Annotated in this window: 8 protein-coding genes; 7 read left to right on the plus strand and 1 reads right to left on the minus strand. The window is 40.4% G+C overall.

From position 1 onward, the window contains the following. Positions 1 to 30: 30 nt before the first annotated feature. Positions 31 to 852: a fimbrial biogenesis chaperone gene (locus CK510_RS18640; RefSeq protein WP_095723130.1), complete on the plus strand. Its 822-nt coding sequence runs from the start codon at positions 31 to 33 to the stop codon at positions 850 to 852. 71 nt (positions 853 to 923) lie between these two features. Here CK510_RS18640 and CK510_RS18645 read toward each other — a convergent pair whose 3' ends face one another. After that, positions 924 to 1391 (minus strand): hypothetical protein, encoded by a 468-nt coding sequence (locus tag CK510_RS18645; protein WP_095723131.1) that lies wholly within the window; start codon positions 1389 to 1391, stop codon positions 924 to 926. A gap of 434 nt (positions 1392 to 1825) precedes the next feature. Between CK510_RS18645 and aroF the strand changes: the two genes are divergently transcribed. From aroF to CK510_RS18675, 6 genes are all read left to right on the plus strand, one after another. Continuing rightward, on the plus strand, positions 1826 to 2923 hold the full coding sequence (gene aroF / locus CK510_RS18650) for a 3-deoxy-7-phosphoheptulonate synthase (protein WP_095723132.1): 1098 nt from the start codon (positions 1826 to 1828) through the stop codon (positions 2921 to 2923). A 294-nt stretch (positions 2924 to 3217) separates the two neighbouring features. Continuing rightward, complete coding sequence (locus CK510_RS18655) at positions 3218 to 5413, plus strand: anthranilate synthase (protein WP_095723133.1); 2196 nt, start codon at positions 3218 to 3220, stop codon at positions 5411 to 5413. Positions 5414 to 5718: 305 nt separating this feature from the next. Beyond that, positions 5719 to 6570: an indole-3-glycerol phosphate synthase TrpC gene (gene trpC / locus CK510_RS18660; RefSeq protein ID WP_095723134.1), complete on the plus strand. Its 852-nt coding sequence runs from the start codon at positions 5719 to 5721 to the stop codon at positions 6568 to 6570. Between the two features lie 63 nt (positions 6571 to 6633). Beyond that, entirely contained in the window at positions 6634 to 7425 is a 792-nt protein-coding gene (gene trpA / locus CK510_RS18665; RefSeq protein WP_095723135.1) for a tryptophan synthase subunit alpha, read from the plus strand. A 108-nt stretch (positions 7426 to 7533) separates the two neighbouring features. Further along, positions 7534 to 8757, plus strand: a complete 1224-nt coding sequence (gene trpB, locus CK510_RS18670) for a tryptophan synthase subunit beta (protein WP_095723136.1) — start codon at positions 7534 to 7536, stop codon at positions 8755 to 8757. Positions 8758 to 9053: 296 nt separating this feature from the next. Next, positions 9054 to 10808: an iron uptake porin gene (locus CK510_RS18675; protein WP_245912212.1), complete on the plus strand. Its 1755-nt coding sequence runs from the start codon at positions 9054 to 9056 to the stop codon at positions 10806 to 10808. Positions 10809 to 10908: the final 100 nt, after the last annotated feature.

A 10908-nucleotide genomic window follows, 5' to 3' on the forward strand; every position in this document is an offset into this window, starting at 1 on the left:
CTATTATGCAATGTCAAAATATAAATATAAATGAATATTAATCCTTTCCTTAAATTTTCCTTACCTTTAGCTACTATATTATCTAACTTCTTCCAACCCGGAAATTCTGCCAAAGCAGATATTGCCATTTCCCCGATGATTCTGGAAACCCAAGCACAACGAGGACAAGCAAAGGGAATCTTTACGGTTTCCAACCTCGATGAAAAAGCATTTCGCGCTCGTGTTTACACTTCCCCTTTTACCTACGACAAAGAAAAAGGTTTCCAAGCATTAACCTCAAGTGCAAACGATTTAGCTCCTTACCTGCAATTTTCCCCCAGAGAGCTACAAGTCGAAGGTTCAACCCAACGCAGTATTCGCTTCATCACTCGATTTCCCCCCAGCTTACCCGATGGTGAATACCGCACGATGATTTTTACAGAAAACCTGCAAGCGGCAACAGTAAGCGAAACCGATAACACAAAGGGTGTCACAGTCAATACTGCCATTATTCCCCGAATTGGTGTAGCTGTATATGTCCGTAAAGGAAATATTTCCCCCAATTTAGTTACTAGCATCGCTCGATTCAATACTCAAACCAGCAAAATACAACTATTAGTCACCAACAAAGGTAAAGCTAGTGCCATTACCAGTGGAGAATGGAAACTGAAGCGGGGAAATCAAACTGTGCAAACTGGGAATATTGGCGATACTACAGTCATTGCCGAGTGCGATCGCTATCTTTCCCTAACTCCCTCTAAATCGCAACAAACTCAACTTTCACCAGGGGATTATGAGCTTTCCGGTGATTTAACTTGGGGAGATAAGAAAAATACTGTTCCTTTTAAGGTGACTTTGACTATCCCCAAATAAATATTTTATTCATATCCCAAACTTCTTAAAGAAGTCTGGGATATTATATATATTTGGTAAAAACGAGATTATCAAGGAACGATGGTTAATGTGGTGGTGTAGTTATAAGTTCCTGGTGGAAAATTTTGAGGTGCTTTAATCAAGGTTTGTAATTGTAAGTCTGTTTCCCCTGGAGGTATTGTTGCATTGGTACTTTTTGTATCCCTGCCAAGTTTTAGTAAGCTGCTGCGGGTTGTTCCCTGGGGTTCGGGATGGGAACCTGATACAAACTGAGGTGGTGAAACTATAATATCGCTGCTGCGGGTGGAGTTGAAACGTAGATTGGTAATATTATTGCCAGGTTGGGAGGATTTGATTGCTTTAAACGAACTGCCAGAAAGGGATTCTCCTGGTTGGTTCGGGATGCTAATTGATGTTCGTTCGGGTACTGTTCCGCTAAATTGGACTTCTACGGTTGTGCTTTCTGCGAGGGTTGCTGTAGTTGTAGCTGCTACACAGGTAAGTACTAAAGCAGAAGTGAGTGCCAAGCGGTATCGCATCAGTAATCTCCCTTAAATTTCGGTTGTTACCTGAAGATAACTTTGGGGGAATTACTGAGGCAACCGCAAATTTGCTGGAGAAAAAGCTGTAAATCATCGCTGGAAGTTACTATTTTTGGTTGGTTTTTATATCAGTATTTTTATTTTTTTTTAATACAAGTTACTGTAAGCCTCTGTTTTAAAGGCATGGCTAATATTTGAGGTTGGTATAATTTATTTTTTATTTATAGAGAATATATAAAACTTTGTCTCGCGCAGAGTCGCAAAGGGAATGTTGGGTGTTTGTGGATGGATGAGCATAAACCGAAAATGTTCGTCGCTATAGGAAATTAGAAGGCAAGAAATTAAATAAAGAGACTGGAGTTGCTCGGTTTGAGGAGCTTCAAGGTAAATCAAAGTCAACGAACTGGTAAATCAAAAATAGGTAAATTCTAATGATTATTGTTATAAAACCGCAAACACCTACAATGGAAATCGATCGCATTGTTAATGAACTGAGTCAATATCCTGTAAGTATTGAAAGGTTGCAGGGAAAATACAAGGTTGTAATTGGTTTGGTGGGGGAAACGAATTCGATTAATCTCGATAATATCCAACAAATTAGTTCTTGCATTGAGCAGGTGATTCGCGTTAAACAACCTTTCAAACGCGCTTCTCTGGAATATCGCTTTGGGGAACCTTCGGAAATTGCTGTTTCTACCCCCAACGGAATAGTTACTTTCGGACAAAATCACCCGCTTGTTGTGGTTGCTGGTCCTTGTTCGGTGGAGAATGAAGAGATGATTGTGGAGACTGCTCAGGTGGTAAAAGCTGCTGGTGGTAAGTTTCTTCGAGGTGGAGCTTACAAACCCCGTACCTCTCCTTATGCTTTCCAAGGACATGGGGAAAGCGCCCTACATCTGTTGGCAAAAGCCCGTGAAGCAACAGGTTTAGGGATTATTACTGAGGTTATGGATACGAGCGATTTAGAGGTGGTTGCTGAGGTTGCGGATGTGGTGCAAATTGGTGCTAGAAATATGCAGAATTTCTCGTTATTAAAGAAAGCTGGTGCAACTGGTAAGCCAATTTTGCTGAAACGGGGAATGTCTGCGACGATTGAGGAATGGTTGATGGCTGCTGAATATATCCTTGCTAGTGGTAATCCCAATGTAATTTTGTGTGAGCGTGGTATTCGTAATTTCGATCGCCAATATACTAGAAATACTCTGGATTTATCTGTGGTGCCTGTGTTGAGAACTTTGACCCATTTACCAATTATGATTGACCCTAGCCATGCAACTGGTTACTCCCAATATGTACCGACGATGGCAAAAGCCGCGATCGCAGTGGGTACTGATGCTCTGATGATTGAGGTACATCCTAATCCTTCATCTGCTTTGTGCGATGGTCCACAGTCGCTGACTCCTGCTGATTTTGTCGAGTTAATGCAGGAAATTCATCCTTTAGCTCAGTATTTTGGACGGGGTAAAGTGTTCTCGACTACTGCAAGTGGACGGGTAAATGCTCAAACTTTTGCCACCACAAGTTTGTAAATGGTCAAGTTTAGTTTTAGAGAACTCCTCAGAATGACATCATTTTATTTATAAACATTCTCTAAAGCTTTCTACCCAGACTTTCAGGGGCTATTATTTGAGCCAATTATTTGAGTTAATTATTTAAGTATTCTCAAAACTGCATAAGTCAAGTTGAGTTATCCCTATATAACTCTTATCCTAATATTTTGCTTACGATGACTGTAGTGTTAGAGAAATTCTCAGCGAAAGTCTCAAGTTTTAGTGCCAATTCTCGATTAATTATTTATTTATCAGGTTTTTGAGGTAAAAAGGATGAGTTTTGAGACAGGCAGCTACTCTACGAAAGGTGGAATATTTGTATCGCGATCGCTAACTAATATTTCCATAGATACGGCAACTGATGAGGTTTTGATTCGTTTGGATTCCCAACGTGGGGGTTTGTTAGCTAGTAGTTATGAGTATCCAGGACGTTACAAAAGATGGGCTATTGGTTTTGTCAATCCTCCTTTAGAGATAGCTACCCGCAATAATTCTTTTACGATTACAGCACATAATGAACGCGGTAAAGTATTACTCGATTATGTGGCGGAAATTTTGGATGATGGTTCAGATTTAGTCGATGTCGATCGAGTTGGGAATTCCATAACTGGTTTGATTAAAGCTAGCGATCGCTTATTTTCGGAGGAGGAACGCAGTAAGCAACCATCGGTGTTTACTGTGGTTCGGCAAATACTTGCTGCATTTACCAGTCCAGAGGATGAGCATTTAGGGCTTTATGGGGCATTTGGTTACGATTTGGTGTTTCAATTCGAGCAAATGCCTAAGTCTTTGGAACGGGCTGCTGACCAACGGGATTTGGTATTATATTTACCCGATGAATTAATTGTTGTCGATTACCATCTGCAACAAGCATTCCGGTTACAGTACGATTTTGTCACCAAAAATGGTAGCACCAGAGATTTACCCCGCACTGGTGAAATCATGGATTACCGAGGTAAGCGTTTAACAGCAACTCAATCCTCCGATCATGAACCGGGAGAATACGAACAACAGGTAAAAATTGCCCTTGATTATTTCCGTCGTGGGGATTTGTTTGAAGTTGTTCCTGGTCAAAGTTTCTTCCAAACCTGCGAAACTTCCCCAACTCAGCTTTTCCGCACGCTCCGAGAAATTAATCCTAGTCCCTATGGGTTTATCTTTAATTTGGGTGGGGAATATTTAATTGGTGCATCTCCAGAAATGTTTGTGCGGGTTGATGGTAGGAGGATAGAAACTTGTCCAATTAGTGGTACTATTCGGCGTGGACAAACTGCGATCGATGATGCCGCACAGATTCAAAAATTATTGAATTCCCGCAAGGATGAATCTGAACTCACCATGTGTACTGATGTCGATCGCAATGATAAATCCCGTATTTGCGAACCGGGTACAGTTAGGGTGATTGGTCGTCGTCAAATCGAATTATACAGCCATCTCATCCATACCGTAGACCATGTGGAAGGATTAATGCGACCCGAATTTGACGCTTTAGATGCTTTCCTCACCCATCTTTGGGCAGTTACAGTTACAGGAGCTCCCAAACGCTCGGCAATGCAATTTTTGGAACAGTACGAACGCAGTCCTCGACGTTGGTATGGTGGGGCAGTTGGTTGTATCAATTTTAACGGTAATTTGAATACTGGTTTAATACTCCGTACCATCCAATTAAAAGATGCGATCGCAACTGTTCGCGTTGGGGCAACGGTGCTTTATGATTCCGATCCCGAAGCTGAAGCTCAGGAAACAGTTACTAAAGCTGCTGCGATGATGCAAGCACTCCAGCAAGCAAGTCGTCAAAAACCGGATTTACTCAAAATAGTCACCCTCGACCAACAAGAAGCAAATCCAGCATCGGGTAAACGGGTTTTATTAATCGATTATGAAGACTCATTTGTCCATACTTTGGCAAACTATATTCGGCAAACAGGGGCAACAGTAACCACCTTAAGACATGGCTTTGCGGAATCACTTTTTGATGATGAAAAACCAGACTTAGTAATCTTATCACCTGGTCCCGGAAGTCCTAGTGAATTCAGGATTACAGAGACAATTCAAGCTTGTAAAAAACGGCAAATTCCTATGTTTGGAGTATGTTTAGGAATGCAAGCGATCGTGGAAGCTCACGGAGGAAAATTAGGGGTACTTGATTATCCCCAACATGGTAAAGTATCGCTGGTTTCTGTGGTTGATAAAAATGCTGTAGCTTTTCAAGGTTTGCCGGAGTCATTTGAAGTTGGTCGATATCACTCTTTATACGCATTACCTGATAGTTTACCCGCAGAATTAAGAGTAACTGCAATTTCAGAAGATGGTGTAATTATGGGTATTGAACATCAGACTTTACCTATCGCTGGTGTGCAATTTCATCCAGAGTCGATTATGACTTTGAGTGAAGGAGTGGGATTAGAGATTGTCAAGAATGTAGTCAGTGCTTTTACGGTGAAAAAACCGACTTCTGTATTGGTATAAATTTCTCGAAACATTTCTAGAAACCTGGTTTCTCCCCCACGCAAAATCCTAAATCAAGTACGATAAATCAAAGAAACCGGGTTTCTCTACCAATGAAAAAACTCCGAATAACTTTAAAAATGTAGGTTAGTTGAAGGAAATTGATTCCACCATAACCAACACCAAAAAAAGAAAATGTTTGGTTTCGCAAAGCCTGAAGAAACCTGGTTTCTCCTCCACACAAAATCTCAAATCAAGTACGATAAATCCAAGAAACCGGGTTTCTCTACCAATGAAAAAACTCCGAATAACTTTAGAAAAGAATTATGTTGAATTCCCAACAAGAGAATCAAATTACCTCACAACTTGCAAAACAACGTCATATTCTTGAAGAGATTGTTTTGCATAAACAGCAAGAAGTTAATTTAATGTACGAACAATTAGCTTTTTCTGATTTAAAAAATCAAGTTACTTATGCTCCGATTGTAAGAGATTTTTTAGCAGCAATTCGCCAAAATCCGAAAAAGCCTAGTATTATTGCCGAAGTCAAGAAAGCTTCACCAAGTAAAGGTATAATTCGAGATAATTTTAATCCTTTAGAAATTGCTTTAGCTTACGAAAGAGGTGGTGCTAGTTGTATTTCTGTATTGACGGATGAGAAATTTTTTCAGGGTAGTTTCGAGAATTTAGAACTAATTAGAAGTCGGGTAAATATACCCCTTCTTTGTAAGGAGTTTATTATTGACCCTTATCAAATCTATTTTGCCAGATTGAAGGGTGCAGATGCAATTCTTTTAATTGCAGCAATTTTGGATAATGAGACGATTCAAGATTTTCTCCAGATTGCTCATAGTTTGGGTATGACTGTTTTAGTTGAGGTACATACTTTAAATGAATTGGATAGAGTTTTGGCGATTCCTGGGATTAATTTGGTGGGAATTAATAATAGGAATTTAGAAGATTTTGTTGTTGATTTAGCAACAACTGAAGATTTATTATTGCAGCGTAGAGATGTATTGGAAAAACTAGAAATTACTGTTGTCAGTGAGTCTGGTTTGTATGCATCTAGTGACTTAGCTTTTGTTTTAAAAGCTGGTGCAGAGGCTGTTTTAGTTGGTGAGTCGTTGGTGCGGCAAGATGATGTGGAACAAGCGATTAGGCAGCTTTTTAGAGGGTAAACCGCCAAGACGCAGAGAACGCCAAGAATGAGAAGGATAAGAAGTTTTATTGGAGTTAGAATTATGACATCAATTTCCAAGCATTTTGAATCTTTACGTGCTGCTAATAAATGTGCTTTAATTCCTTTTATTACAGCAGGAGACCCAGATTTAGAGAATACTGCTGAAGCTTTAAGACTTTTGGATACTAGTGGTGCAGATTTTATCGAACTTGGTGTTCCTTATTCTGACCCTTTAGCTGATGGAGCAATTATTCAAGCTGCCGCAACCCGTGCTTTAAAACAGGGTACTAGATTGGCTGATGTTTTAAGTATGGCGCAGTCGGTAACTCGGAGTTTAAAATCACAAATTATTCTTTTTACTTACTACAATCCGATTCTCAACTTGGGTATTGAGAAGTTTATTAAACAAGTCGCTGATGCTGGAATTAAAGGATTAGTTGTACCTGATTTACCCCTAGAAGAAGCTGACGATTTAATTAATTTTGCTGATATTTATGGGGTTGAGATGACTTTATTGGTGACTCCTAATAGTTCCCCAGAAAGAATTAAGAAAATTGCTCTTAAATCACAAGGATTTATTTATTTAGTCAGCGTTACAGGAGTGACAGGAGTGCGATCGCATGTGCAAATCCGCGTCAAGGATGTACTCAAAGATATCCGTAATATCACCAGTAAACCAATTGGTGTTGGTTTTGGCATTTCCACCCCGGAACAAGCTCACCAAATGCGGGAATGGGGTGCTGATGCGGTAATTGTTGGTAGTGCATTTGTGCAGCGTTTAGGAGAAAACACACCCTACAACGGTTTACGAGCGATTCGCGAATTTTGCACAGATTTGAAAGCCGCAATTTGACGTACTAAAATCTCAAACTCCTTATTCCCTCTGCGTCTCTGCGTGAAATAAATAATTCTGCAATTATACAACGCCTTCTTTTCCAACCTGATTTTTAGGAGATTAAACATGCTACTAAACCTACAAAACCCTGCAATTAATCGAGAACCCGACATTAACGGTCGATTTGGTCAATTTGGTGGTAAATTCGTTCCCGAAACCCTGATGCCTGCTTTAACTGAGCTAGAAACAGCATTTCATAAGTACTATGGTGATGCAGATTTTCAAGCAGAATTACAAGGACTTTTACGGGATTATGTCGGACGTGCAACCCCGCTTTACTTTGCAGAACGATTAACTAATTACTATAGTCGTCCCGATGGCACTGGAGCGCAGATATACTTAAAACGTGAGGATTTAAATCATACTGGCGCTCACAAAATTAATAACGCTTTGGCTCAGGTGCTACTCGCTCGACGCATGGGTAAAAAGCGGATTATTGCGGAAACTGGAGCTGGTCAACATGGTGTAGCAACCGCAACAGTCTGCGCTCGTTTCGGTTTAGAATGCGTCATTTACATGGGCATTCATGATATGGAACGACAAGCTCTAAATGTGTTCCGAATGCGGTTAATGGGGGCTGAAGTTCGTCCAGTGGAAGCGGGAACAGGTACACTTAAAGATGCAACTTCCGAAGCGATTCGCGATTGGGTGACGAATGTGGAGACAACACATTATATCCTGGGTTCGGTTGCTGGTCCCCATCCTTATCCAATGATGGTACGCCAATTTCAAGCGGTGATTGGTCAGGAAACTCGCGCTCAAGCAATGGAAAAATGGAGTGGTTTACCAGATATTTTACTTGCTTGTGTGGGTGGTGGTTCCAATGCGATTGGTCTTTTTCATGAGTTTGTGGATGAGTCATCTGTGCGTTTAATTGGGGTTGAAGCTGCTGGTGAAGGAATCGACACGGATAAACATGCGGCAACTTTAACACTTGGTCGTGTCGGTGTTTTACATGGGGCAAAAAGCTATGTTCTGCAAGATGGTGACGGTCAAATTACCGAAGCACACTCGATTAGTGCTGGTTTAGATTATCCCGGAGTTGGTCCCGAACACAGCTACTTGAAGGATATGAAACGTGCTGAATATTACAGCATTACCGACAAACAAGCTTTAGCTGCATTTCAACGTTTGTCCCAACTCGAAGGAATTATTCCTGCATTGGAAACATCCCATGCGATCGCATTCCTAGAAATCCTCTGTCCGCAACTTGTTGGTAGTCCCAAAATTGTGATTAACTGTTCTGGACGGGGTGATAAGGATGTGCAAACAGTCGCAAAGTACTTTTAATGGGTTACTTGCATAAAATTAAAAGTGCGATCGCAATTCGTAATTTTAATTTTTCTAGCTAAATATCGCCTTTATTGAGATAATTAGCCTAGTTATTCAACTAATTTGTCATACTCTTTTTTCAAATTAGTATTTTTAGTTCTGTGTCACTCAATACTCCAATTACCAATATCAATTCTCTGTGAAGCTGCACATTATTTTACCCCTCTATACCTCCCCTTACTAAGGGGAGGTGCCACAGGCGGTGGGGTTCTTTTATGCGTATTCAGTCTAATTAATCACGTCAAATATTCAACATGGAAAAACAAAGTTTGTCAGCAAATGCCTTGGTAGCAAGCAAATTTCAGCAAAAACTGTTGAATAATTGTCTCGCTGGAGGAATAAGTATGTTATCTTTTTTACTCCTGAATACAGTTCTAAATACTTATCCGGCAAGTGCGGAAATAACTGATTTTCCTACTGACTTTTCTTCAATAAAAATAGCAGATTCAGTAAATTTAGAATCAGCAAAACAATCAGATTCAGAAGCAAACACATCTGAAATGAATCAGGTGACAAATGTCAACCAACTCAGCGATGTCCAACCAACTGATTGGGCATTTCAAGCATTACAATCCCTAGTGGAGCGGTATGGTTGCATTGCTGGATACCCTAATTCAACTTTCCGGGGTAATAGGGCAATGACTCGGTATGAGTTTGCTGCTGGACTCAATGCTTGTTTGGAACGGGTTAATGAACTGATTGCCACTGCCACTAATAATTTGGCGAAAAAAGAAGATTTAGAAACCTTACAGAAGTTACAGGAGCAATTTAGCGCAGAATTGGCAACTTTACGTGGTAGAGTTGATACCCTCGAAGCCAAAACAGCCGAACTCGAAGCTAATCAATTTTCTACAACCACTAAACTCCAAGGTCAAGTAATCATTTCTGCCAATGCTGGAGGTTTTAGCGAAGACAGAATTATTGATGCAACAGGTAGGGTTCGTACCCAACAACCGAATGCGACTTTGGTGTATCGAGCAGGGATTGATTTAAATACCAGTTTTAGCGGTACTGACTTATTAAAAGTGCGAATGGAGACAGGAAGTGGACAAGTAGAAAATAATCGTCCTATTGGTGGTAGGGATAATGCAGGTGGTGCATTGGAACCTTTTTTTGGTAGTGCTTTGGATTATTCGATTAATCCTCCTACTAATAATAATCTGGATATATCGAGGCTATATTACAGTTTTCGACCAACTAAAGATTTACAGGTGACACTCGCTCCTGTTTTCCAGACAGCAGATTTTGTTGACTTTAATAGCTATGCAAGACTTAGTTTTCGCGACTTTAGCACTCAGGCATTTATTAACAACTATATTCTCTTCCCACTTAGTATTCCCAGTGGGGGAGCAGTAATTGACTGGAAACCTGGTGGAGGAGCTTTTTCTGTACGAGCAGTTTATGCAGCAGCAGAGGCTTCTAATCCTGGGAATCAACAGATGGCTAGCGCTGTTTCACCCTTTATAGAAGTATTATATCCCGATAATTTTAGACCTCCAGGAATGGGAGGTGTGAGTACTCCTGCAATTAATGGAGGTTTATTTGGGGACAATTATCAAGGTACGGTGGAATTAGAATATGCTCCTTCACGAAGTTTTGCTTTGCGGTTGCAATATGCTGGTGGTGAGGTATTTAATAATAACTTTGATGCAATCGGAGCAAATGTTGAAGTTACATTAGCGGAGAAGTTTGGTATTTTTGGACGCTACGGTTACTCTAGCTATAATGGCACTGCTTTTGGTGATATTAATCCTAAGTATTGGATGGCTGGAATTGCGATGCGTGACCTGTTTACAAGGGGTTCTTTAGCGGGTTTTGCTGTGGGTCAGCCATTTATTGCAACTGAAATTGGTGATGCAACTCAAACTAATTATGAGCTGTTTTATAACTATCCGTTCAGTCGAAATATCCAAGTGACTCCAGCGATTCAGATAATTGAAAATGCTGGGAATCAAGGTGGTAATGGTACTATTTATTCGGGTACTTTACGGACGGTATTTTCTTTTTAGAGATGTGCAAAAACATATTTAATACTAGTTTAATATGAAGAGGCAATAAAATACCCCCACCGCCTGTGGCACCTCCCCTTAGTAAGGGGAGGTATAGAGG

Origin of the sequence: Brunnivagina elsteri CCALA 953, from assembly GCF_002289455.1 — a bacterium.
GTDB classification, from domain to species: domain Bacteria; phylum Cyanobacteriota; class Cyanobacteriia; order Cyanobacteriales; family Nostocaceae; genus Brunnivagina; species Brunnivagina elsteri.

Coding starts and splice junctions, on each gene's coding strand:
- CK510_RS18640 (WP_095723130.1), top strand. CDS start 31: ATGAATATTAATCCTTTCCTTAAATTTTCCTTACCTTTAGCTACTATA.
- CK510_RS18645 (WP_095723131.1), bottom strand. CDS start 1,391: ATGCGATACCGCTTGGCACTCACTTCTGCTTTAGTACTTACCTGTGTA.
- aroF (WP_095723132.1), top strand. CDS start 1,826: ATGATTATTGTTATAAAACCGCAAACACCTACAATGGAAATCGATCGC.
- CK510_RS18655 (WP_095723133.1), top strand. CDS start 3,218: ATGAGTTTTGAGACAGGCAGCTACTCTACGAAAGGTGGAATATTTGTA.
- trpC (WP_095723134.1), top strand. CDS start 5,719: ATGTTGAATTCCCAACAAGAGAATCAAATTACCTCACAACTTGCAAAA.
- trpA (WP_095723135.1), top strand. CDS start 6,634: ATGACATCAATTTCCAAGCATTTTGAATCTTTACGTGCTGCTAATAAA.
- trpB (WP_095723136.1), top strand. CDS start 7,534: ATGCTACTAAACCTACAAAACCCTGCAATTAATCGAGAACCCGACATT.
- CK510_RS18675 (WP_245912212.1), top strand. CDS start 9,054: ATGGAAAAACAAAGTTTGTCAGCAAATGCCTTGGTAGCAAGCAAATTT.